Origin of the sequence: Scandinavium sp. UTDF21-P1B, from assembly GCF_040750395.1 — a bacterium.
GTDB lineage: Bacteria > Pseudomonadota > Gammaproteobacteria > Enterobacterales > Enterobacteriaceae > Scandinavium.
Genome location: NZ_JBFLVD010000008.1, coordinates 246,542 through 270,313 on the forward strand (window position 1 = coordinate 246,542; position 23,772 = coordinate 270,313).

Annotated in this window: 19 protein-coding genes, 2 tRNA genes and 3 pseudogenes; 11 read left to right on the forward strand and 13 right to left on the reverse strand. The window is 53.9% G+C overall.

Annotated features, from left to right (window positions below; all coding sequences use genetic code 11):
- Positions 1-49: 49 nt before the first annotated feature.
- On the reverse strand, positions 50-1,333 hold the full coding sequence (locus tag AB1287_RS05120; RefSeq protein WP_435617140.1) for a putative acyl-CoA thioester hydrolase: 1,284 nt from the start codon (positions 1,331-1,333) through the stop codon (positions 50-52).
- A 57-nt stretch (positions 1,334-1,390) separates the two neighbouring features.
- On the opposite strand from AB1287_RS05120, the pseudogene hutI reads away from it, so the two are divergent.
- The 5 genes and pseudogenes from hutI to hutH all read left to right on the forward strand — a co-directional run bounded on the left by hutI (position 1,391) and on the right by hutH (position 7,842).
- Positions 1,391-2,777 (forward strand): annotated as a pseudogene (hutI, locus tag AB1287_RS05125) (imidazolonepropionase).
- A complete protein-coding gene (gene hutG / locus AB1287_RS05130; protein WP_435617141.1) occupies positions 2,774-3,733 on the forward strand; it encodes a formimidoylglutamase in 960 nt (319 codons plus the stop codon). The pseudogene hutI and the gene hutG overlap by 4 nt, the downstream one beginning before the upstream one ends.
- 28 nt (positions 3,734-3,761) lie before the next feature.
- Positions 3,762-4,484, forward strand: a complete 723-nt coding sequence (locus AB1287_RS05135) for a histidine utilization repressor (RefSeq protein WP_435617142.1) — start codon at positions 3,762-3,764, stop codon at positions 4,482-4,484.
- Between the two features lie 152 nt (positions 4,485-4,636).
- Positions 4,637-6,325, forward strand: coding sequence for a urocanate hydratase (gene hutU, locus AB1287_RS05140; RefSeq protein ID WP_435617143.1), 1,689 nt, complete (start codon positions 4,637-4,639; stop codon positions 6,323-6,325).
- A complete protein-coding gene (hutH, locus tag AB1287_RS05145) occupies positions 6,322-7,842 on the forward strand; it encodes a histidine ammonia-lyase (protein ID WP_435617144.1) in 1,521 nt (506 codons plus the stop codon). Before hutU ends, hutH begins: the two co-directional genes overlap by 4 nt.
- 93 nt (positions 7,843-7,935) lie before the next feature.
- Here hutH and AB1287_RS05150 read toward each other — a convergent pair.
- A tRNA-Asn gene (locus AB1287_RS05150) sits at positions 7,936-8,011 on the reverse strand.
- A gap of 66 nt (positions 8,012-8,077) precedes the next feature.
- Here AB1287_RS05150 and AB1287_RS05155 point away from each other — a divergent pair.
- Positions 8,078-8,257 (forward strand): annotated as a pseudogene (locus tag AB1287_RS05155) (hypothetical protein); the annotation flags it as partial.
- A complete protein-coding gene (locus AB1287_RS05160; protein ID WP_435617145.1) occupies positions 8,205-9,629 on the forward strand; it encodes an EmmdR/YeeO family multidrug/toxin efflux MATE transporter in 1,425 nt (474 codons plus the stop codon). The pseudogene AB1287_RS05155 and the gene AB1287_RS05160, both read left to right, overlap by 53 nt.
- 142 nt (positions 9,630-9,771) lie before the next feature.
- On the opposite strand, the gene AB1287_RS05165 is transcribed toward AB1287_RS05160, so the two are convergent.
- The 4 genes from AB1287_RS05165 to puuD all read right to left on the reverse strand — a co-directional run bounded on the left by AB1287_RS05165 (position 9,772) and on the right by puuD (position 14,022).
- On the reverse strand, positions 9,772-11,052 hold the full coding sequence (locus tag AB1287_RS05165; RefSeq protein WP_312627218.1) for an NAD(P)/FAD-dependent oxidoreductase: 1,281 nt from the start codon (positions 11,050-11,052) through the stop codon (positions 9,772-9,774).
- A 2-nt stretch (positions 11,053-11,054) separates the two neighbouring features.
- Positions 11,055-12,542, reverse strand: a complete 1,488-nt coding sequence (gene puuC / locus AB1287_RS05170; RefSeq protein WP_435617146.1) for an aldehyde dehydrogenase PuuC — start codon at positions 12,540-12,542, stop codon at positions 11,055-11,057.
- Positions 12,543-12,674: 132 nt separating this feature from the next.
- Positions 12,675-13,232, reverse strand: a complete 558-nt coding sequence (gene puuR, locus AB1287_RS05175) for an HTH-type transcriptional regulator PuuR (RefSeq protein ID WP_312627222.1) — start codon at positions 13,230-13,232, stop codon at positions 12,675-12,677.
- 25 nt (positions 13,233-13,257) lie between these two features.
- The gene (gene puuD, locus AB1287_RS05180; protein ID WP_312627224.1) at positions 13,258-14,022 is read right to left on the reverse strand and encodes a gamma-glutamyl-gamma-aminobutyrate hydrolase; all 765 of its coding nucleotides are present in this window, start codon (positions 14,020-14,022) and stop codon (positions 13,258-13,260) included.
- A gap of 212 nt (positions 14,023-14,234) precedes the next feature.
- On the opposite strand from puuD, the gene AB1287_RS05185 reads away from it, so the two are divergent.
- From AB1287_RS05185 to AB1287_RS05195, 3 genes are all read left to right on the forward strand, one after another.
- Complete coding sequence (locus tag AB1287_RS05185; protein WP_312627225.1) at positions 14,235-15,653, forward strand: glutamine synthetase family protein; 1,419 nt, start codon at positions 14,235-14,237, stop codon at positions 15,651-15,653.
- Positions 15,654-16,069: 416 nt separating this feature from the next.
- Complete coding sequence (locus AB1287_RS05190) at positions 16,070-17,458, forward strand: APC family permease (protein ID WP_097164325.1); 1,389 nt, start codon at positions 16,070-16,072, stop codon at positions 17,456-17,458.
- A 103-nt stretch (positions 17,459-17,561) separates the two neighbouring features.
- A tRNA-Asn gene (locus tag AB1287_RS05195) sits at positions 17,562-17,637 on the forward strand.
- Between the two features lie 45 nt (positions 17,638-17,682).
- On the opposite strand, the gene AB1287_RS05200 is transcribed toward AB1287_RS05195, so the two are convergent.
- From AB1287_RS05200 to AB1287_RS05210, 3 genes are all read right to left on the reverse strand, one after another.
- Positions 17,683-17,817 (reverse strand): hypothetical protein, encoded by a 135-nt coding sequence (locus tag AB1287_RS05200; protein WP_435617147.1) that lies wholly within the window; start codon positions 17,815-17,817, stop codon positions 17,683-17,685.
- Between the two features lie 21 nt (positions 17,818-17,838).
- Positions 17,839-18,186, reverse strand: coding sequence for a hypothetical protein (locus tag AB1287_RS05205; RefSeq protein ID WP_435617148.1), 348 nt, complete (start codon positions 18,184-18,186; stop codon positions 17,839-17,841).
- 367 nt (positions 18,187-18,553) lie between these two features.
- Positions 18,554-18,724 (reverse strand): hypothetical protein, encoded by a 171-nt coding sequence (locus AB1287_RS05210; RefSeq protein WP_435617149.1) that lies wholly within the window; start codon positions 18,722-18,724, stop codon positions 18,554-18,556.
- A 160-nt stretch (positions 18,725-18,884) separates the two neighbouring features.
- Between AB1287_RS05210 and AB1287_RS05215 the strand changes: the two are divergent.
- Positions 18,885-19,229: pseudogene (locus tag AB1287_RS05215) on the forward strand (phage portal protein); the annotation flags it as partial.
- A gap of 44 nt (positions 19,230-19,273) precedes the next feature.
- On the opposite strand, the gene AB1287_RS05220 reads toward AB1287_RS05215, so the two are convergent.
- From AB1287_RS05220 to AB1287_RS05235, 4 genes are all read right to left on the reverse strand, one after another.
- Positions 19,274-19,849: a hypothetical protein gene (locus AB1287_RS05220; protein ID WP_435617150.1), complete on the reverse strand. Its 576-nt coding sequence runs from the start codon at positions 19,847-19,849 to the stop codon at positions 19,274-19,276.
- The gene (locus AB1287_RS05225; RefSeq protein WP_435617151.1) at positions 19,842-21,275 is read right to left on the reverse strand and encodes an AAA family ATPase; all 1,434 of its coding nucleotides are present in this window, start codon (positions 21,273-21,275) and stop codon (positions 19,842-19,844) included. Before AB1287_RS05225 ends, AB1287_RS05220 begins: the two co-directional genes overlap by 8 nt.
- 358 nt (positions 21,276-21,633) lie before the next feature.
- A complete protein-coding gene (locus AB1287_RS05230) occupies positions 21,634-22,611 on the reverse strand; it encodes an HNH endonuclease (protein ID WP_435617152.1) in 978 nt (325 codons plus the stop codon).
- Complete coding sequence (locus tag AB1287_RS05235) at positions 22,568-23,698, reverse strand: DNA cytosine methyltransferase (RefSeq protein WP_435617153.1); 1,131 nt, start codon at positions 23,696-23,698, stop codon at positions 22,568-22,570. The genes AB1287_RS05230 and AB1287_RS05235 overlap by 44 nt, the downstream gene beginning before the upstream one ends.
- Positions 23,699-23,772 lie beyond the last annotated feature (74 nt).

A 23,772-nucleotide genomic window follows, 5' to 3' on the forward strand; every position in this document is an offset into this window, starting at 1 on the left:
AAAAGAAAAAACCTCGCAGTGCGAGGTTTTTTTTATGTCAGAAGTCAGATTACTTCTTCGGCTCTGCCACAACATAGCTTCCCACGCCGCGGTTGTTGTATTCCCACATGCGGTTGAAGTTGCTGTCGTTCAGGTTACGCTCGATTTCGCCTTTGTCATTTTCAGCACCGGTGTTACCGCTGAACGGACGTTTGGAGATAGCGGCATCAGCCCATGGTTTGGCGGTGTTGAAACCTTCGTTGATCGCGCTGTCGCGGATCACAACCTGACCGTTGGTGTTGCCGTCTACGTCCAGCGAGCGACCAAGCTGTGCCACGCCGTCACCGGCAGCGTTAAAGCGGCTGTTGGTAGCGAGGAAACCGTAGAACAGGTTGGACTGCGTTGCCGGGGCAAACACGTAGCCTTCCTGCTGGGTGCGGGAGTTCACCACGCGGAAGTCGGTGTTATCAAACACCACTGCGCCGCGGCCGGAGACGATATCCACATCCCCTTCGAGATAGCTGTTGGTGACCAGCGTACGGGTAATGCGGTCGTTTTGCAGTTTATTCTGCACGCCGCTGTTGGTCACAAAGAAGGTATTCTGACGGCCAAGAATGTTGACCTTATTCAGCTGCACCTGGTCACCGTCGTTGCGGAAGGCTACAGCCTGGTGGTTACCGGCGTCAACGCTGTCACCGAGGTTGTTTTCGATGGTCAGGTTCTGCAGTTGTAGGCCGTTATTCTGTGACCAGAAGACCGCCGAGCACATCACGCCAACGGTGGCGGCACGCTTGCTCTGGCAGGTGTCGAACATGTACCACGCCGGTTTGCCTGGCATATATTTGCCCGCCGGATTCACCAGGCGACGCCAGTCGTTCGGGGCGATTTCAGAGTCGATGGCCAGGCCGATTTTCACATCAGCGGCTTTATCGCCCAGACCGTAAATCGTCACGCTGCCCGGTGCGGCAGGCACATAAACAGTGCCCTGGTATTCACCTGGCATTACCGCAATGTAAACGCGTGAAGTGTTGCGACGGTTGATCGCGGCGTCCACGGCGGCCTGGATTGTCGTATGGGTCACGCCCGCGGTGCCTGCCGGGCCAACCACGAAGTCAGCTTTTGCCGGAGTAGCAATGGCGGAAGGCGACCACGGTGCCGCATTCGGATCCATCGTGGTGAAATAACGCGCCTGCACGAAGTTTTTCGCCTCACCAGCCGTCAGAACTGGACGGGAAGCGGTGCCCGGGGCGGTCTGAGTAGACGGCTGCTGGTCGGGTGGCGTAGAGCTACAGGCGGTCAGCGTCGCGCCAAAGGCGAGCGCCAGCGCCAGACGGGAAACCGATAATGTGTTCATGGTGCTCCAGACTGATGAAAGTGGAAAGGTCCCTAAAACCTGACTTTTTATACTAAGTTGAGCGAAACGGGAAGCGATGCGGTAAAAAAAGTCCGCTGCGGCGAGGCGGCAGCGCGCGTGGAATATCACAAAAAAGCAACATATTCGTTCGGACGGTTGACATCGTTCGCCTTGCCCTTAATAAATGTCTATACAACCCATGACAAGTGACCCGCTCATGTCTGAATACGCTGATACCGATGTAATCTGGCACAACGCTCGTTTGGCCACCTTCGATCCTCAACTTTCACAGCCCTACGGTTTACTGGAGCATCATGCACTTGTTGTCCGGGACGGGCGCATCGCAGAGATTGTGCCAGAGTCCTCGCTCGCAGCCCGCAAAGGCAAGCGAATCGATCTGCAGGGGCGGCTGGTCACGCCGGGCCTTATTGATTGTCACACCCATCTGGTGTTTGGCGGCAGTCGGGCAACGGAGTGGGAGCAACGCCTGAACGGTGTCTCCTATCAGACCATCAGTGCCAACGGCGGCGGCATCAATTCAACCGTCCAGGCGACCCGTTCGGCTACGGAAGAAGCACTTACCCGTCTGGCCCAGGAGCGCCTGGAAAGGCTGATGCGCGAAGGCGTGACGACGGTTGAAATCAAATCCGGCTACGGACTCGACCTGAATAATGAAGGCAAAATGCTGCGTGTGGCTCAACAGCTTGCCGCCAGCAATGCTGTTGAGATAAGCCCGACGCTGCTGGCCGCTCATGCCATCCCGGCAGAATATAAAGGGCGCGGTGATGACTACATCACGCTCGTCTGCGAGGAGATCCTGCCGACGCTCTGGCAGGAGGGGCTGTTTGAAACCGTCGACGCGTTCTGTGAAAACGTCGGCTTTTCGCCTGAGCAAACCGAGCGCGTGTTCTGCGCCGCGCAGGTGCTGAACATTCCGGTCAAAGGCCACGTGGAGCAACTTTCTTCGCTCGGTGGTGCGCAACTGGTCAGCCACTACAAAGGGCTTTCGGCCGATCATATTGAATATCTGAATGAAGAGGGCGTCAGCGCGATGGCCGACAGCGGCACCGTGGCCGTTCTGCTGCCCGGCGCGTTCTATTTCCTTAATGAAACGCAAAAGCCGCCCGTCGAATCGCTGCGCCGTCACGGCGTGCCGATGGCCGTGGCGACGGATTACAACCCCGGCACCAGCCCGTTTGCCAGCCTGCATCTGGCGATGAACATGGCCTGCGTGAAGTTCGGCTTAACGCCGGAGGAAGCCTGGACCGGCGTTACCCGCCACGCGGCACGTGCTCTGGGTCGACAGGATTCACATGGTCAGCTGGCGGCAGGTTTTGTCGCCGACTTCGCTATCTGGGGTGCTGAACATCCGGTTGAGATGGTTTACGAACCGGGGCGCAACCCGCTCTGGCAGCGAGTTTTCCGCGGTGAGGTGACGAAATGACGCTCTGGCAACCAACCTCCGCCGACCTCTGGCAAGGGCGCGACGACAGCGCCGAATCGCCGGAGGCAAAACGTCTTTTTCAGACCATCACGGTGTCGCGCGACTTTGCCCCAGAACGGTATCGTGGGAAAATAGCCCTGCTGGGCTTTGCCTGCGATGAGGGCGTTAAGCGTAATAAGGGGCGACCCGGTGCGCAGCTTGGACCAGAAACATTGCGCAAAGCGCTGGCGAATATGGCGAGCCATGAAGGGCATGACAGGCTGGTCGATCTCGGTAGCGTTCATGCTGAACCCGAAAAGCTGGAAGAGGCACAGCAGGCATTGCACGATGCGGTGTTGGCCTGCCAGCGCTCGCAAATGAAAACGCTGGTATTGGGCGGTGGTCATGAAACGGCGTTCGGTCATGGCGCGGGCGTCCTGGATGCCTTTCCCGGTGAGAACGTGGCGATCGTCAATCTCGATGCTCATCTGGACCTACGCCGCGCCGCCGAGGCCAGCTCAGGTACGCCGTTTCGCCAGCTGGCGCTACACTGCGAAAGCCAGCAGCGGGGCTTCAGCTACACCTGCTATGGCGCAAGCCGTGCGGCGAATACCAAAGCGCTATGGCAGGAAGCACACGAGCGTAACGTCACCGTACTGGAAGATTTAACCCTGCTTGACCCGGCGTTTCGCGAGGTACAGCAGGATGTAGCGCGAGTCATTGCAGAGCATGACCGCATTTATCTGACAATCGATCTGGATGTCCTCCCGGCCGGGGAAATGCCCGCAGTGTCTGCTCCGGCGGCGCTGGGCGTGCCGCTGGCAATTCTGTTGCGCATCGTGATGCCGCTGTGTCAGAGTGGCAAACTGCAGGCGGTTGATTTAGTTGAATTCAACCCGCACTACGATCGCGACGGACAAGGTGCCCGCACGGCGGCGAGGCTGGCCTGGCAAATTATTCATTGCTGGCAGGCGTAACCGCACCCGCCACATCAAAGGAAGAGACATGTATTCACCGCAAAACGGCGCACCTGCGCCGTTCTATGAGAAGATCAAGCGCGTCATCAGCGACAATATTGCTGCCGGGATCTGGCGTCCTCACGATCGCATCCCCTCGGAAGCTGAGCTGGTGGCGCAGTTCGGCTTCAGCCGAATGACCATCAACCGCGCGCTGCGGGAGCTGACCGATGAAGGGCTGCTGGTGCGTTTGCAGGGCGTCGGCACCTTTGTCGCCGAGCCTAAAGGGCAGTCGGCGCTGTTTGAAGTACACAGCATCGCCGATGAAATCGCCGCGCGTCAGCATCAGCACCGCTGCGAAGTGTTGCTGCTGGAAGAGGTGAACGCGAATAAACAGCAGGCTCAGGCGCTGAACGTGGCGGAGGGCACCCGCATTTTCCACTCGCTGATGGTGCATTTTGAAAACGACGTGCCGGTGCAAATTGAGGACCGCTGCGTCAACGCTACCGCCGTGCCGGAATACCTGCAACAGGATTACACCGCCACCACCGCGCATGACTATTTATCGCTGATTGCGCCGCTTACTGAAGGGGAGCACATTGTAGAAGCGGTGAAAGCCAGCGCCGAAGAGTGCCGGTTGTTAGGCATCCACGAGCACGATCCCTGCCTGCTGATCCGCCGCCGCACCTGGTCGCGATCGACCATCGTTTCTCATGCTCGCCTGATTTTCCCCGGCAGCCGCTATCGTTTACAGGGCCATTTTGGTTCCTGATCCTCCTGCGTCAGCATTCTCTGCTACAGAAAAGCGTGATTGCTGACGCAAGATAACAAAAATGTATCAAAGTTGTTAATTTCTGGCTTGCGAACGATTGTATAGACAAGTATATGTTTCTTATCTTCATCGTATCCGTCAGGAGTTTCCCGATGTCTCAGAATAAACACCGTCCTCAGGACATTCGCGCCCCGCGCGGCACCACGCTCACGGCAAAAAGCTGGCTCACCGAAGCGCCGCTGCGCATGTTAATGAACAACCTCGATCCGGACGTAGCGGAAAACCCGCACGAGCTGGTGGTGTACGGCGGTATAGGCCGCGCCGCGCGAAACTGGGATTGCTATGATGCCATCGTCAATGCCCTGACGAAGCTGGAACACGATGAAACGCTTCTGGTGCAGTCCGGCAAGCCGGTGGGCGTGTTCAAAACCCACGACAACGCTCCGCGCGTACTGATTGCCAACTCCAACCTCGTGCCGCATTGGGCAACGTGGGAGCATTTCAACGAACTCGACGCAAAGGGGCTGGCGATGTACGGCCAGATGACGGCTGGAAGCTGGATTTACATCGGCAGTCAGGGCATCGTGCAGGGCACCTATGAAACCTTCGTTGAGGCCGGGCGTCAGCATTATGACGGCAACCTGCAAGGGCGCTGGGTGCTTACCGCCGGGCTGGGAGGGATGGGCGGCGCGCAACCGTTAGCGGCCACGCTGGCGGGGGCCTGTTCGCTGGTGATTGAGTGCCAGCAAAGCCGTATCGATTTCCGTCTGCGTACCCGCTACATCGATGAGCAGGCCGATTCTCTCGACGACGCGCTGGCGCGGATTAAAAAATACACCGCCGAAGGCCGTGCCGTTTCCGTGGCGCTGTGTGCCAACGCCGCCGACGTACTGCCGGAGCTGGTGAAACGTGGCGTGCGCCCGGACATGGTTACTGACCAGACCAGCGCTCATGACCCGTTGCACGGTTATCTGCCACAGGGCTGGAGCTGGGAAACGTATCAACAAAAAGCCGGGAGCGACCCGCTGGGAACAGTGAAAGCGGCGAAGCAGTCGATGGCGGAGCATGTCAAAGCGATGCTGGCGTTTAACGCCCAGGGCATACCAACCTTTGATTACGGCAATAACATCCGTCAAATGGCAAAAGAGATGGGCGTAAGCAACGCCTTTGAATTCCCGGGGTTTGTACCTGCCTATATCCGCCCGCTGTTCTGCCGCGGCATTGGCCCGTTCCGCTGGGTGGCGCTTTCCGGCGATCCGCAGGACATCTACAAAACCGATGCCAAAGTGAAAGAGATTATCAGCGACGATAAGCATCTGCACCGCTGGCTGGATATGGCGCGCGAGCGCATCAGCTTCCAGGGCTTACCGGCGCGTATCTGCTGGGTCGGTCTTGAGTGGCGGCAAAAGCTCGGCCTGGCGTTTAACGAAATGGTACGCTCGGGCGAAGTCTCCGCGCCGATCGTGATTGGCCGCGACCACCTGGATTCCGGCTCCGTTGCCAGCCCGAATCGCGAAACCGAAGCCATGCGTGACGGTTCTGATGCGGTTTCTGACTGGCCGCTGCTGAATGCGCTGCTGAACACCGCCAGCGGTGCTACCTGGGTGTCTTTGCACCACGGCGGCGGGGTGGGAATGGGCTTTTCACAGCACGCCGGAATGGTTATCGTCTGCGACGGCACCGACGAAGCCGCGGTGCGTATCGCCCGCGTGCTGCATAACGATCCGGCTACCGGCGTGATGCGCCACGCCGACGCAGGCTATGAAATCGCGGTAGAATGCGCCGCAGAACAAGGACTGAATTTACCGATGGTTGCTGCAACCCAGGGGCAGAAAAAATGAGCACGCTTAACCTGATTCCGGGTCAGTTGACCCTGGCCCAACTGCAGGCCGTATACCACCAGCCACAAACGCTGACCCTCGATGAACGCGCGATCCTTGGCATCAACGCCAGCGTTGCCTGCGTCAATGCGATCATCGCTGAAGGACGTACCGCCTACGGTATCAATACCGGCTTTGGCCTGCTGGCCTCCACCCGTATTTCCACCGAAGATCTGGAAAATCTCCAGCGTTCGCTGGTGCTTTCCCACGCCGCAGGCGTAGGGGAAGCGCTGGACGACGCAATGGTACGCCTGATCATGGTGCTGAAAATCAACAGCCTTGCGCGCGGTTTTTCGGGCATTCGCCTGAGCGTGATCGAGGCGCTGATGGCGCTGGTGAATCACGAAGTTTATCCCTGCATTCCGGCGAAAGGCTCCGTTGGGGCGTCTGGCGATCTGGCTCCTCTGGCGCACATGTCGCTGACGCTGCTGGGTGAAGGCAAAGCGCGCTGGCGCGGCGAATGGCTTCCGGCGAAAGAAGCGCTGAAAAAAGCCGGGCTTGAACCGTTAACGCTGGCGGCGAAAGAGGGGCTGGCCCTGCTGAACGGCACTCAGGCATCCACGGCGTTTGCCCTGCGTGGCCTGTTTGAAGCAGAAGAGTTGTTTACTTCGGCGGTCATTTGCGGCGCGCTGACCACTGAAGCGGCACTCGGTTCACGTCGTCCGTTTGATGCCCGCATCCACGAAGCTCGCGGCCAGCGAGGGCAAATTGACGCCGCCGCGCTGTACCGCCACGTGCTGACGGACTCCAGCGCCGTGTCGCAGTCACACGCGAAGTGCAGCAAGGTGCAGGATCCGTATTCACTGCGCTGTCAGCCGCAGGTGATGGGCGCTTGTTTGACCCAGCTGCGCCAGGCCAAAGAGGTGTTATTGACCGAAGCCAATGCGGTGTCCGACAACCCGCTGGTATTTGCCGATGAGAACGAGGTGATTTCCGGCGGTAACTTCCATGCCGAACCGGTGGCAATGGCGGCGGATAATATTGCTCTCGCGATTGCCGAAATCGGCTCTCTCGCAGAGCGACGCATTGCGCTATTGATGGACAGCCACATGTCGCAGCTGCCGCCGTTCCTCGTGAAAAACGGTGGGGTGAATTCCGGGTTTATGATTGCTCAGGTTACGGCGGCGGCGCTGGCAAGTGAAAACAAGGCATTGTCGCATCCGCACAGTGTCGACAGCCTGCCGACCTCCGCCAACCAGGAAGATCATGTTTCAATGGCGCCGGCCGCCGGTCGTCGCCTGTGGGAAATGGCCGCTAACACCCGCGGCGTGATTGCCGTAGAGTGGCTGGCGGCGGTGCAGGGCATTGATATGCGCGAAGGGCTTACCACCAGCCCGCTGCTGGAGCAGGCGCGTCATCTGCTGCGTGAGCAGGTGCCGCACTACGTGCAGGATCGCTATTTTGCGCCGGATATCGAAGCCGCGATTGCAATGCTTGCACAGGGGCAGCTACAGAAGCTTGCGCCGAAGGTGCTGTAAGCCATAAGGGAAGGTCGCGCGCCTTCCCTTAACCGTCTTCTGTGAGGAATGCGGAAAAGCAAAAAGCCTGCTCGAAAGCAGGCTTTTTAAATTTGGCTCCTCTGACTGGACTCGAACCAGTGACATACGGATTAACAGTCCGCCGTTCTACCGACTGAACTACAGAGGAATCGTGTAGGAGGCTTATCTTAGCGGCGAAAAAACTTTTGTCAAACGGCAAAACGCGACTTTCGGCACGACTGTCGTTTCTGTCAACAATTTGTTGTATTTGCCCACAATTTTACGTCAAAACCACATTGCAGGATCGGCGTTTCTCCCTCATTATTTAAAACGAGGTTTCAACTTTCTCTCTAAGGCACCCTTTGAACGTCTCTGCCGCAGTTCGCCAGGCCGTCACCCGCACCACCTGGTATAAAAACCGTAAAACTTACCGTGTCCTGTTCTGGCGTGAAATCACCCCGCTTGCCGTGCCTATCTTTCTGGAAAATACCTGCGTCCTGCTGATGGGCGTGCTGAGCACCTTCCTCGTAAGCTGGCTGGGTGCGGACGCTATGGCGGGCGTGGGCCTGGCCGACAGTTTCAACATGGTGATTATGGCGTTTTTCGCCGCTATCGATCTCGGCACCACGGTCGTTGTGGCCTTTAGCCTCGGGCGACGCAACCGAAAACAGGCGAGGGCGGCAGCGCGCCAGTCGCTGGTCATCATGACCCTGTTCTCGATTATTCTTGCGGCGGTTATCCATCTGTTTGGACGTGAAATCATTGAAGTGGTCGCAGGTGCTGCTACGGAGCACGTCAAAGAGCTTGCGCTGACCTACCTCGAACTGACGGTATTGAGCTACCCGGCGGCGGCTATTGCGCTCATCGGCAGCGGCGCGCTGCGCGGTGCCGGGAACACCAAAATTCCGCTGCTGATTAACGGCGGAATGAACATCCTCAATATTATTATCAGCAGCATCCTGATTTACGGCGTTTTTTCCTGGGACGGACTCGGTTTCGTTGGCGCGGGTCTGGGCTTGACCATTTCCCGTTATATCGGCGCGGTGGCGATTGTTGCCGTGCTCGCCGTGGGCTTTAACCCCGCGCTGCGCATTCCGTTGAAGAGCTACATCAAGCCGCTTAACTTCGCCATCATCTGGGAAGTGATGGGGATTGGGATCCCGGCGAGCATTGAATCCGTGCTGTTTAACAGCGGTAAACTGCTGACGCAGATGTTCGTAGCCGGGATGGGAACGGACGTCATCGCCGGGAACTTCATCGCCTTCTCGGTAGCGTCTCTGATTAACCTGCCGGGGAACGCGCTGGGATCGGCATCCACCATTATCACCGGCAAGCGCCTCGGCAAAGGGCAAATCGGCCAGGCCGAGAAGCAGCTCCGCCACGTGTTCTGGATGTCGACTATCGTGCTGACGGCGATTGCCTGGGGTACAGCACCCTTTGCCGGACTGTTCGCTTCGTTCTATACCCACGAGGCAGACGTAAAAGCCGTGGTGAAAGAGCTGCTGTGGCTCAACGCGGCGTTTATGCCCATCTGGTCGGCTTCCTGGGTTCTCCCGGCCGGTTTGAAGGGCGCGCGTGACGCACGCTTTGCGATGTGGGTTTCCATGTTCAGCATGTGGGGCGCACGTGTGGTGGCCGGCTATCTGCTGGGTATTGTGCTTGGCATGGGCGTAGTCGGCGTCTGGCTCGGCATGTTCCTCGACTGGGCCGTGCGCGGCGCCGCATTCTACTGGCGAATGGTCAGCGGGCGCTGGTTATGGAAGTATCCGCGAATCAGGCAGGAATAAAAATGCCTGGTGGCGGCTGCGCCTTACACAGGTCTACGAAGCCCAATGGATTCCAGGCCTGGCAAGCTGAGCGCCGCCGGGCATGAAAAAAAACGCACAAGGGGGGATCTCCCTTGTGCGTCGGGCAAAACACCAGAGCTCATTACACCCCAAGGCGATCGCGAAGGCTGTAGTACGCGGCTCCCATAGCCGTGAAAGGAATACGGAACGTGCGGCCGCCCGGGAACGGATAGTGCGGCAGATTAGCAAAGGCATTGAAGCGTTCGGCATCCCCGCGCAGCAGCTCGGCAATCAGACGACCCGCCAGATGGGTATAAGTGACGCCGTGCCCGCTGCAACCCTGGCTGTAGTAAATATTGTTTTCCAGACGGCCAACCTGCGGCAGGCGAGAGAGCGTCAGCAGGAAGTTGCCGGTCCAGCTGTAGTCAATTTTCACGCCTTTCAGCTGCGGGAAGGTCTTCAGCAGGTTTGGCATCACCAGACGCTCAATATCCGCCGGGTCACGCGCGCCATACACCACGCCGCCGCCGTACAGCAGGCGGTTGTCGGCGGTCAGACGGTAGTAATCCAGCAGATAGTTACAGTCTTCCACGCAGTAGTTGTTCGGAATAAGCGAACGGGCAACGTCTTCACCCAGCGGCTCGGTGGTTAACACCTGCGTTCCGCACGGCATGCTGCGCTTCGCCAGATCCGGCTCGAGCTTATTACCGAGGTAGGCATTCCCCGCCACAATCACATACTTCGCCGTGACCTGACCTTTGGCGGTGCTCACCACCGCCGGGCTGGTGTGCTGAATGTTGGTAACCGGCGATTGTTCAAACACGCGGCCGCCGTTCAGACGAATCGCGTTCGCTTCACCAATCGCCAGATTCAGCGGATGAATATGGCCGCCGCTGTGGTCGAGCAGGGCGCCGACGTAGCGATCGCTGTTCACTTCACGCTTCAGCGCGTTGGCATCCAGCAGCTCAAGCTGGGTGTTACCGTAACGCTCCCAGTTGGCTTTCTGCTCTTCCAGTTTTTCCAGCTGCTTGTGGTTCATTGCCACGAACAGGCCGCCTGGCCGATAGTCGCAGTCAATCTGATAACGCTTGATCCGCTCGCGGATAATCTCCGCGCCTTCAAACATCATGCCGCCGAGCTGTTTTGCCGCTTCGGGACCGTAGCTGCGTTCGATAACGTCGATGTCGCGGCTGTAGGAGTTAACCAGCTGCCCGCCGTTGCGGCCGCTGGCGCCAAAGCCGATGCGCGCCGATTCCAGCAGCACCACGTCATAGCCCATTTCAGACAGATGCAGCGCGGAGGAAAGCCCGGTGTAGCCGCCGCCGACCACGCACACGTCGCAGGTCAACGATTCGTTCAGCTCCGGGAAGGGTTCATACTGGTTCGCGCTCGCGGCGTAATAGCTGGTGGTATGTTCAGTCATGATTAAGGCTCCAGGGCAATCCAGATAGTTTTCAGTTCGCTAAATTTTTCCAGTGCGTGCAGGGACTTGTCGCGTCCGTTGCCGCTCTGCTTGTAGCCGCCAAACGGCACGGTCATGTCGCCGTCGTTGTAGTTATTGACGAAGACGGAACCTGCTTTCAGGCGGCGGCTCATGCGGTGAGCGCGGGAGAGATCGCGCGTCCACACGGCGGCGCCCAGGCCGTATTCGCTGTCGTTCGCCAGCTCCAGCGCCTGGGCTTCCGAACTGAAACGGGTAACGACCAGCACCGGTCCGAAGATCTCTTCGCGGCCCACGCGGGCATTGGGCGTGGTATCAACAAAAATGGTCGGGCCGATGGCCGCCGGGTGCTTGCCGTCGCGGCCGTCGAGGGCCAGCTTGCCCTGGGTTTCGCCGTCACGGATAAAGCTGTGCACGCTGTCGGCATGAGCGCTGTCAATCAGCGTGCCCATGGTGGTCTCCGGATCGAGCGGGTTGCCCGGCTGCCAGTTTTTGGCCTGCTCTTTCAGCAGCGCGATAAACTCATCGGCGATGCTCTCTTCCAGCAGCAGACGCGTGCCGGCGATGCACACCTGGCCCTGGTTGTAGAAAATGCCTGCGGCGGTGGTTGCGGCAGCTTGTTGCAGATCCGGACAGTCGGCGAAAACGATGTTGGCGCTCTTGCCGCCCGCTTCCAGCCAGACGCGCTTCATGTTGCTGTCGCCCGCATCTTTCAGCAGCTGCTTCCCGGTACGCGTGGAGCCGGTGAAGGCGATCGCGTCAACGTCCGGATGCTGCGAAAGCGCCTGACCTGCTTCATGGCCAAAGCCTGGAATGACGCTGAACACGCCGTCCGGCAGGCCCGCTTCTTTCGCCAGCCCCGCCAGGCGAATGGCGGTTAACGGTGATTTTTCAGAAGGTTTGAGGATCACGCTGTTGCCCGCCGCCAGCGCCGGGCCAAGCTTCCAGCAGGCCAGCAGCAGTGGGAAGTTCCACGGCACGACGGCAGCCACCACGCCAATCGGCTCACGGACGATCATCGCCAGGTCGTTCACGCCGGTGGTAGCGACTTCGCCATACACTTTGTCAATCGCTTCGGCGTACCAGCGGATAGCGCGGGTCGCGCCGGGAATATCATCACGCAGGCTATGGCGAATGGGTTTGCCGGTATCAAGCGTTTCCAGCAATGCCAGCTCCTCGTGATGCTGCTCCATCAAATCCGCCAGCCTGTTCAGCACGGCTTTACGTTTGGCAGGGGAGGCCTGTGACCAGTCGCCGCTTTCAAATACGTCGCGGGCGCCGCGTACGGCATGATCCACATCGGCTTTTTTACCGCGAGCCACCTGCGCCAGCGCGCGCTGTGCCGCCGGATCGACAATCTCAAAGGTGCTGCCGTCCTGCGCCTGGCAGTATTCGCCGTTAATAAACAGACGCGTCTCTGGCTGCGCCTGATTTGCCTTATCCTGCCAGTAACTCAGATGCTGAAAGTTCATGATGATTCCTTCTTAATCACTCAGTTAAACGCTGCCGCCGATGAATTCAGGCTGCAAAATGCCCCAGGAAATGAATCCTGTTAAAAAAGCATCGTCTTTAAGGTGGCCTGAGAAACTCAGGCCAGAAGGAAATCAGAACGTGGTGGGGGTATGGGCACTGATGATGCGGCAGATGCCTGCCGAGGTGTTGCTGAAGCTGTGTGGTATGCCGGTGTTGATGGCATAACTCTGCCCTGCAACGAGGTGATAATCCTGGCCGTTGATGGTCAGAATCACGTCACCTTCCAGTATCGTGCCGATCTCCTCACCCTGGTGTTTGATCCGCTCTCCGGTCGTTGTGCCGGGTTGGTAAGTCTCGAAGATCATTGCCAGCGTACGGTTCGGATTTCCATTGTGAACCAACTTCATTGATACACCCTGACTGCCGATCTCAATCAGGTCATCCTGATTGATAACCACCTGCGGCTCGTCAGGTTTTTCCGGTTCCGCGAAGAACTCGGAGAGCGACAGCCCGTAGACTTTCAGCAGCTTTTGCAGCGTACTGATGGCAGGACTGACTTTGTCCTGTTCTATGGTGCTGATGGCGCTATGCGTTAATCCAGACAGTTCGGCGGCACGACGTTGAGAAAGACCCAGTTGCTGGCGGATCTCTGACAAACGTTTACCCGGCGCCAGGCCGTCATCGCTCATATTGGTATTTCCTTAACAGTAGGGGTCAGAGTCGCTGCTTTTCAGCGAGGTGGTTCTGACAGGCGGTGATAAAACCTTCCAGCAACATACGCGAAAGAGCGTATTCGCTACTGTTCCATTCCGGATGCCACTGCACGCCGAGGGCGAACGGGTGATCGTGAACGCTGGCGGCTTCTACCAGACCATCCTGCGAGCGAGCTTCTACGCGCAGTGAAGGGCCCAGCGTTTTCGCGCCTTGTCCGTGTAATGAGTTCACCCAAAACGTGTTGCAACCCGGTATTAATGTCGAAAGCAATCCTCCCTGTTGAACCTGGACTTCATGAGATGGCGCATATTGCTGCTCCACCGGGAGTTCCGGATCTTCACGGTGCTCCAGGAACTGAGGCTGATCGCACAGGCGACGATACAGAGTCCCGCCTGTGGCGACAACCAGTTCCTGCAAACCCCGGCAGATGGCGAAAATGGGAATGCGCCTTTCAAGCGAGGCTGCAATCAGCGCCATGCTCAATTCATCACGCCCGGGATCGGCGTCAGGCTCATCGCCGTTTTCACCATAGAGGTGCGGCTGCACGTTGCTGGGGCTGCCCGGCAGGAAAATACCGTCGAGTTTAGGAAGCAGAGCGTTCAGCAATTCCGGCTCTGCCAGCGCGTGCGGCAGGGCGATTGGCAAACCGCCAGCGTTTAATACGGCATTCAGGTACTTTTCTTGCAATGTCTGGGTCTGGTGACCCTTAAGCCTGTTTCTGCACATCACAACACCGATAACCGGTTTGTCAAATATATTGCCCATGATCAACCTCACAGTCTGGACTAAATTATTGCCAAAAACTTCCATGTGGCTCTGTTCCGTTCAATATTTTCTCAATCTAGCAGCGGTATAACCTCTTTGCAAACTCAATTTAACATTTGACAAACATTTGGATTGGTATCATTGTCGAAAAGTGGACATTATATTTAACGGTCTGAATCAGTGACCGGCATTCAAAGCAACGGCGGTGAATCATGGAAACCAATATCGTAGAAGTTGAGAATTTTGTTCAGCATTCTGAAGAGAGACGAAGTAGCGCGTTTGCGCGCGAAGTAAAGAGCTACCTCGAGCGCTACCCGAATACCCAGTACGTTGACGTGCTGCTGACCGACCTGAACGGCTGCTTCCGCGGAAAACGTATCCCGGTTTCCAGCCTGCCCAAGATAGAGAAGGGCTGCTACTTCCCGGCTTCCGTATTTGCGATGGATATTCTTGGCAACGTAGTAGAAGAAGGCGGCTTAGGGCAGGAGCTTGGCGAGCCCGATCGCAACTGCATTCCGGTGCTGGGGACCTTAACCCCATCAGCGGCAGACCCGGAATATATCGGTCAGGTGCAGCTGACCATGCTGGATGAAGATGGCGCTCCCTTTGACGTTGAGCCGCGGAACGTGCTGAACCGACTCTGGCAGCAGCTGCGCCAGCGCGGCCTGTTCCCCGTGGTAGCGGTAGAGCTGGAGTTCTATTTACTGGACCGTCAGCGTGATAACGAAGGTTACCTGCAGCCGCCCTGCGCCCCGGGCACCGATAATCGTAATACCCAGAGCCAGGTTTACTCCGTTGATAACCTGAATCATTTTGCCGCCGTGCTGGAAGATATTGACGACCTGGCGCGCCTGCAGCTGATCCCGGCCGACGGCGCCGTGGCGGAAGCCTCGCCGGGCCAGTTTGAAATCAACCTGCACCATACCGATAACGTGCTGGATGCCTGCGACGATGCGCTGGCGCTCAAGCGCTTGGTTCGCACCGTTGCGGAAAAGCACAAGATGCACGCCACCTTTATGGCGAAGCCATATGAAGAGCACGCCGGGAGCGGGATGCACATCCACATCAGCATCCTGAACAGCAAAGGCGAAAACGTGCTGGCCGACGCCGATGGCGAAGATTCCGCCATCCTGAAGCGCGCGCTGGCGGGAATGATAGATTTAATGCCCGCTTCTATGGCACTGTTAGCCCCTAACGTAAACTCCTACCGTCGTTTCCAGCCGGGTATGTATGTGCCAACGCAGGCTTCATGGGGGCATAACAACCGTACCGTCGCGCTGCGTATCCCTTGTGGCGATCGTGACAACCACCGTGTCGAGTACCGAGTAGCGGGTGCTGATGCCAACCCTTATCTGGTGATGGCGTCAATCCTTGCGGGCATTCTGCACGGTCTGGATAACGATCTGCCGCTGCAGGAAGAAGTGGAAGGAAATGGTCTGGAGCAGGAAGGGCTGCCGTTCCCTATCCGCCAGAGCGATGCGCTGTGGGAATTCACTCAGAACGACCACCTGCGCGAACTGCTGGGCGAGCGTTTCAGCCACGTCTACCACGCCTGTAAGAACGATGAGTTAATTCAGTTCGAGCGTTTGATCACAGAAACTGAAATTGAGTGGATGCTGAAAAACGCGTAATTGCGATGTTGCCCGGTGGCGCTTCGCTTACCGGGCCTACCGTACTGTTGTAGGCCGGGCAAGCAACGCGCCCCCGGCAATCAAAAAAAAGAAGCAGCATCATACGGCCTGAGCGGAGCCAGACCGGACGTTTTAGCAGGGCAACCTGCCATTTTCCGAAGTCGCGTAACGGAGCGCAGGCGACAACGGGTCTTCAGTTAAACGACAGATTGTATGACGAGGAAATGAGATGATGCAGATGTTCAAATACCCGCACGGCGAAGGCGAATGCCGCTGCCGCATTGATTACGACGGACCAGCGCAAGGTCATTGCCCGACGTTCACCCCCCTTACTTCACGACTTCCCCCCAGGCTGAGCAGGTTTGCTACCACAATGATTTCACCGCAAACCCGCACGCGCATGGGGGGGCTTCGTCATGGCGACTAACTCATCTCTCGATCTCCCCTCGCAGGCGGGCAAACCGCAGCTGCGTAAATCTTTAAAACTCTGGCAGGTGGTGGTGATGGGGCTCGCCTATCTCACGCCAATGTCGGTGTTTGACACTTTTGGTATCGTATCCGGCATCAGCAACGGCCACGTTCCGGCTTCCTATCTTCTGGCGTTGGCGGGCGTGCTGTTCACCGCCATCAGCTACGGCAAGCTGGTACGCCAGTTCCCGCAGGCGGGTTCTGCTTATACCTACGCTCAGAAGGCAATCAGTCCGCACGTTGGCTTTATGGTCGGCTGGTCATCGCTGCTCGATTACCTGTTCCTGCCGATGATTAACGTCCTGCTGGCGAAAATCTATCTCTCCGCGCTGTTCCCCGGCGTTGCGCCGTGGATCTGGGTGGTGGGTTTTGTCTGCATTCTGACCGCCGCGAACCTGAAAAGCGTCAACCTGGTAGCAAACTTCAATACCCTGTTCGTGCTGGTGCAGGTGGCCATCATGGTGGTGTTTATTTTTCTCGTGGTGCAGGGGCTGCACAAAGGCGAGGGCGTCGGCACCGTCTGGACGCTGCAGCCGTTTATCAGCCAGAACGCGCACCTGATCCCAATAATCACCGGGGCGACGATCGTCTGCTTCTCGTTCCTGGGCTTTGATGCTGTGACAACGCTTTCGGAAGAAACGCCCGATGCGGCGCGCACCATTCCGAAGGCCATCTTCCTGACGGCGGTCTACGGCGGCATTATCTTTATCGTGGCGTCCTTCTTTATGCAGCTGTTCTTCCCGGACATCAGCCGCTTCAAGAATCCGGACGCTGCCTTGCCGGAGATTGCGCTCTACGTGGGCGGGAAGCTGTTCCAGTCTATCTTCCTGTGTACGACGTTCGTGAACACCCTCGCTTCTGGACTTGCGTCTCATGCCAGCGTTTCGCGTCTGCTGTACGTGATGGGCCGCGATAACGTCTTCCCGGAAAAATACTTCGGCTACGTGCACCCGAAATGGCGTACTCCGGCGCTGAACGTGCTGATGGTTGGCGTTGTGGCGCTCTCCGCGCTGTTCTTCGACCTGGTCACCGCGACGGCGCTGATTAACTTCGGTGCGCTGGTGGCGTTTACCTTTGTGAACCTGTCGGTGTTCAACCACTTCTGGCGTCGTGAAGGGCGTAACAAAACCTGGAAGGACAAGGTGCACTATTTGATCCTGCCGCTGATGGGCGCTGCAACCGTCGCCGTGCTGTGGATCAACCTGGAAATGACCTCGCTGACGCTGGGTCTGGTGTGGGCTGCTGTTGGTATTCTGTACCTGACCTATCTCACCGGTCGCTTCCGTAAGCCGCCGCCGCAGTTCGATGCGGCGAAAGCCGAGCAGGCCTGGGAGTGATTTTTACCCGCTCTGGAGAAGAAAGCAGCAAACGAGTCAAAATGTGAAAAACAGGCTTTGACAAGCCGGGGGCGCATCGCTAATATGCGCCCCGTTAACCGATTCCTCTGTAGTTCAGTCGGTAGAACGGCGGACTGTTAATCCGTATGTCACTGGTTCGAGTCCAGTCAGAGGAGCCAAATTTAGAAAAGCCTGCTTACGAGCAGGCTTTTTGCTTTTGTGAGTCAGGCGTTATCATCGTCCTGCTCTTCATTTTTGTTCTTATCGTATTCCTTCCGCAGTTCCTGATAGCTCCTTTCTGCCTCTGCTAAGACTTCCGGATTTTCATTTTTAAGAAGTTCGTCCAGCGATTTAGCCATGTTTTCCCCTTGTTAGTATGTTCAACACATTACGCCGCGCTTCATTAAATCCATTTTCAGGTAGCTGGATAAATCCGTCAGGGCTGGCACCAGCTGGCTAATGCTGCTAAGCGTGTGGCCAATTTGATGAAGATTTGCCGGGGATAATTCTTCAGCATGCTCTTTGGTCAGCACGTCCCCTAAAAAGCTCAGGCAGTGATAGAGTCCGGCGCGGGCCTCATCACAGCTGTGCATCAGGAACTGACAGTTGATGCTCTCCATATCGTTGAAGTTGATATCGACGAGAGCTGCTGACATGTCGGAGAAATAGATATCCGCGCTAGGGTGAGAATCGAGATAGTGGTTCGTGTTAGTATCGGCAGTAGCCATGGCATTACTCCTGGTAATGTTTGTGGTCAGAGGCCCGGCATGTGTTGGCGCACTGCCGGGCTTCGTTTGTAAACGGGTAACAACATAAGTACTATTGTCGTTACCATGCTCAAAAATTACTCTTGGTACGTACCAGTGTCAATACCGGAAGAAAAAAGATCTCCCCAATACCAAATGCGCCTGCCAGAGAAGTTTCGTGAGCAGCTTGAAGAACAGGCTCTCAAGGATGGTGATGCTTCGTTGGCTACCTGGATTAAGAGAATTTTGCGTAAAGAGCTACGTGAAAGAGGCGTTGAGCCGAAGGGATAATTCAAGGAAGGCTTACTTCATCAGGCTGGCCGGGCTACAAGCGCCCGGCAATATCAGATTAGCGGCGGAGTGGGTGATGCTGTCTTAATTCTGCTTCTCTTGTTCCTTCTTTCTTCACCTGGTGTTCTGCTTTCTCAATATCCAGCAGTATTTTTGCTGCCAGTTGGCGTGCTTCCGCGACCATCTGTGGATCTTCCTGCACCAGGATTTGTTCCAGAGTTCTTCCCATTATTTACCTCAGTTGCGTCGTTTTTATAACCCACACATCCTACGCCATGAATTTTTCGATTGAAATCTGTACAGCCTTAATTCTGCACAGGAAGTGTGGCTAAAGAGGGGTTTTCAGAAAAGCGCCCGGTTTGAGAACAGGAAACGTGCTTCTGGGAGTAGATCAGATGTGTGGCTCGAAGGAGCTGGGAAATTTTAAGAACCTGTTTTTCTACACCCCGAAAGGTAAGACCGACGGCATTAAAATCGTGCCGCTGAGCGAGGTCGCGACGAAGGATGATTTTTTAACATCAAAAAGGTGAATACCGCCGATATGCTCGATGCGCATCGGGTCACGTTTCAACTGATGGAGTGCAGCCTGAGAATGTGGGGTCATTTGACGACATTGAAAGGTTGCAAAGATGTTTGTTCGTAATGAATTAATCCCCCTTCAAAACGGAACTAAAGAGCTCAATGATTGGATTAGGGAGGATATGATTAATTTTAAGATGTACTCACTAGATTGAAAAAAACCTTGAAATCATTTACATGATTTCAAGGGGGAGGGGAGCTAACTTATGCGCCTTGCTTCAATGTTTTTACAAATTTCAGTCAATGAAATTCTGTTGTAGTCATTTAATCGATATATCGGGTAGCTGTAATGTATGTCAGGATCTGGCAAGGGCGCCCTAGCAGTAGTTCTTTTTGATGCTTGCGTTCTTTTTGATAGCTTACTTATAACTCCAATGAATTTCACGCTTCGCTGCAAATGTCCATGTAGATTCAACACTGAGTAGATCCATTGGCAAAGATGAATTCCTGTAACTACCTGTTTTGTCGCCCCGCTTGCTTTAGTGGATTTTAGATCTATAACTATAAAGTAATCAATGGAATTATATGTTGTAACAAATATTCCATCGCAAACTGAACTCATCCCACTTAAAGCAGACGGTTTTAAGAATTTCCAGACAGGTTTTGGCACTGAACTGCAATCGAGAGAAAATCCATAGATTCCATTCCCATTAACTAGGAGTTTTTTATTTGCAGCCCCGGGGTTATCTTCTTTTATAACCCAACACTCTTGCTCTCTTGGTAACTCAAAAGCAGGTTCAATACATCCTTGGATAATACTTGTTATATTACTCATCTTTTTCATCCTCAGATGAATCGATGTCGATTAAAGAGTAATATATTTCATCATTGTCCTCGTTGATAGAGTTAATAACTTCATCAAACGTGTTGGCATTAATTCCTTCGGCAGATTTTACCATTTCTTTTACCGATGAATTGTCGAATACATAGGCTGCTACATCATTGGGATTAAGCATGGAGTCCAATGAAATTCCTTGTTTTTTCATTATGGCATTGCGGTTTTCTATCTGGGTGCTATTAGCGTTGTGGAGCATCATTAAGCTATTGATTTCTTTTACGAAATAATCGCTATGAGTACTCACTATAACTCGGAGACCTGCGTTGACAAGTTTAGCAATAAATCTTGCGATGACCCGTTGGTTTTTTGGGTGAAGATTTAATTCTGGCTCGTCGATCATTAATATATCGCCTAATTTAGCTTGGTGTTCAAGATAGAACCACAAGCCGAAAAGGCTTTTTACAGTTGAGGACGATAAGTGCAACTCTATTTTCTTCGAAGCAGATGCTCCACGCTTATACGTGGAAAAATATATTTGCCCCTCTGGATCAACGGTATATTTTCCAGAAATAACTTTTTTTAGCTCTTCCGCAGCGTGATGGAAATCACTGTTTTTATTTTTACGATTGGTTCTAATTTCATTAAGCCAATCTATATAATTTGCTATTGGCGCCGAATATTTTGATTTTAATACATCATTAAGTAAGGAGCTTAAATCAAACTGTTCTTTTGACGCGTGATGTAACAGGGCTGTACGTCGAGAGCTAAGTTCGTTGAAAAAGAGATGTAGACCATTTCGTTCGGCAGGGATTAAAAATGAAGGGTTAGAGTCATGCTCTATTTTTAATAGTTGACTAAGTGCCATGTTTATGAAATTTTCTAGGCGCGGAAAAGAAGTGTCTAACAGCGTCATCTGAATAATGCTACTTCCTGGTCCTTTAGATATTAGAACTATTTCTTTTTTACCTGTTCCAACAACAAGGCTAACGGTTAATTCCTTGGAGTAAACATGATCTATCAATTCATTCTCTTCAATAAGCCAATCAAAACTTGAGTGAGAAAATATATCCTTATCATTTGTATTAAATACATCTGAAAGCATCTTTGCTGCGTTTTTGTTAAAATCTTTTTTTATTGCGGCAAAGTTTTCTTTAATCCAATCAATTACATTAAATTCTAAGTTACCTTTTTCAATCAATTCCTTAGACATGGATTGAGTCTGTGGCAAAACGAGATTGGACACTCCAATATTTAAAAATCCATAAAGCCCATACATTACCCATGTTTTGCCAGTATTATTCTTTCCACATAAAATAGTTAATGGTTTTGCATCAATTTCACCATTGGTTATGCAACCGATATTTTTAAAGGAAAATTTCCATGAAGCTAGTTTTTCAATGTGCTGTGTCTTAGTCGTTTCCATTTAAAATTCCTAGGGTTACAAGCAGAGTTTTGTAGATCAAACCTTGCCGACATTAAAAAGTCAACAAACAACTTCCGATAGCTGCGCGCAATGCTTTCCCCGCAACGCCTGCCTGCTTCAGATGACACTTTTAATGCGCCTGCCACGCTCCTCTACCTGCACGTCAACTGGGCCGGTGCAGGGATCCAGATGTGATCCAAAATACATGCAGATTCATGCGGCTTGTGAATGCATAGATGAATTCGTTGCCTTTTAGTGAGGAAAATCACATTGATATCGATTCTGGATAATCATAGTTGTGGCGTAGACGATGGTGTCGGGGGAGAGAACAAGGCCGCGAAAGCGGCCGTTTCTGCAACTAACGCAGCAATTTGAATAAATCGTCCTTAGGAATTTTTTTCCTGTGGACTTCGTCATGGCATACGTTGCAGAGCGTAATAAGGTTTGCCAGTGTGTTTTCACCGCCGTCAGCATGATGCTCTATGTGGTGAAGTTCAAGGAAGGTCCTCGGGTCATTAGCCGCCTTTTTGGCATGAGACCATTGACAGTTCCTACATGAGTGGTGGTCTCTTTCGAGCACACTAACGCGAACAGGATCGGGGATTTTACGATCATGGACTTCAGCTTGCCGGTCCTCTTCGAGCAAATAAGCTCCAACCTCAAGCTCTGGGCGACCTGAGTTTTTGGTTGCGATGGGCCACCCATCTTCAGTTCTTAATTCACGTGTTCGACGAGCCCATTCCTTACTATCGTTTGCCAAATAACGAAGCTCTTCACCTGTTACTGGGCGACCGACGTTTTTTCGCAGGTAGGAAAGAATTTTATCTTTAGTTGAGATTTTGCTGCGACGGAGCACATTTGCTTCATTCCAGCGTAGTGCAGCCTCTCTGTCCTGCTCAGTTGCCATCAAGGCATAAACATCTGTCTTAAGGCCGTTTATGGTGGTAATTTGAAGCTCCTCAAGAGAGATTTCTTGCTGTTCAATCATCTCTTTAAGCGTCGTTCCACTTAATACGGACCAGCCGAACTGGACTCGCAATTCACGTATTCGGCGAGCATATTCACTTATACCTGCGACGACCATGAGCTCATCACCGTGGATGATCGCCCGAGGATATTTGAGTAAATATGCCAGGATGCGGTCTCGAGCTGAGTTGCAATTCTCCTCATTCAACAGAGAACTGCCTAAGTCTCGTAACAAATGGTTTGCGGGAACTAGAGTAAGTACTTGTTCCCGTAACGAATCTTCCAGAAGTTTATGCTCAAAATCAGCAATTAGGGCTAAGAGCTGTTTACGCAGCGTTTCCGGTTCGCTCTTCTTCGATCTTCTCGCCATCTTTGATTCTACATTCCATTAAATTGATAACATAGGAGGCAATTTTTTGAGCAAAAACAGGTGGGACAGCATTCCCAATCTGACGAGCAATTTCTGTTTTCGTTCCCTCAAAAACAAAACTATCCGGAAAACTCATTAATCGTGCTGCCTCACGGTGCGTGATTGGACGGTGTTCTTCGGGATGAAGATAGCGTCCTTTCTCCGGTTTAAAGAATTCTGTACGAATGGTTACTGATGGGCGTTCCCACCACAGCCGGCCAAACAGATCGGTACCGCCAGATGTCTTCTTTATCCAGCATGCGGGGGTAATATCAGGCCTGTTTTTTTGTAAATCAAACCTGTTCCCTCCTACTGGAACGGCACGATAACGCTCTTGCGATAGTGCTGTTGGGTTTCTACCAAAATGTAGGTCCAACGGAGGATTCATATCCCGAACTTCAGTGCCTACTGGTTCCGGAAGATCATTGATGAAATCTTTCACCGTTAACCATGCAGGCAGTGTTCCTGGCTTATCCGGATTTTGATGTGACGGCGCGGGTGGGAAATCAGGTAAGTTATCCAGATTAAAACGTTCTTTCTTAATCCCTATCGCAATAGCACGTTTACGGGTTTGCGGAACGCCGTAATCAGCGGTGTTGAGTACACAAGGATTCAGAAGTACGAATCCCATGCGCTCTGCGCGAACTTTTATATCCTCAAACTCGTCACTCTTCAGGAGTCCTGGAACATTTTCCATGACGAACACCGAGGCTGATGATCTCTCGATGATATCCATGTAAGGCTCCCATAGCGCACGACGATGGTCACCGTCGCGGTTTTTATTCAGCAAGCTAAAACCCTGACATGGTGGTCCACCTATAACGATGTCAGCCTCTGGGATCGGATTATCGGCAATCCATTCTTCGATGTTTGCAACAATCCCATGTGCCCCAAAATTTGCGTTATAGGATTTTATCGCGGCTTTATCATTATCAAGGGCCAGAACGCTTTCAAAATGAGCACTATTTGCATCTTTCATGAAGCCGCAGGACAATCCTCCAGCACCACAAAATAAATCAATTATTTTTAATTTGCTGATTTTGCTCATTAAAATGCATTCCCATTTCTGGCATAGATAAACTTTTATCAGTGTATCATAAACTAAGGCTGTATGAATTCACA